Source organism: Streptomyces sp. XY431, assembly GCF_001279805.1.
Classification (GTDB): domain Bacteria; phylum Actinomycetota; class Actinomycetes; order Streptomycetales; family Streptomycetaceae; genus Kitasatospora; species Kitasatospora purpeofusca.
Window position 1 is genome coordinate 1 of sequence record NZ_LGDO01000448.1, and the last position, 219, is coordinate 219.

Sequence of the window (219 nt, forward strand, 5' to 3'; positions counted from 1 at the left end):
CCGATAGCGGATAGTACCGTGAGGGAATGGTGAAAAGTACCGCGGGAGCGGAGTGAAATAGTACCTGAAACCGTGTGCCTACAAGCCGTGGGAGCGTCGTTCATCAGCTTGCTGGTGGGCCGTGACTGCGTGCCTTTTGAAGAATGAGCCTGCGAGTTTGCGGTGTGTAGCGAGGTTAACCCGTGTGGGGTAGCCGTAGCGAAAGCGAGTCCGAACAGG

At 57.1% G+C, this 219-nt stretch carries 1 rRNA gene; it reads left to right on the plus strand.

From position 1 onward, the window contains the following. Positions 1-219, plus strand: a 23S ribosomal RNA gene (locus ADK60_RS28500); the annotation flags it as partial.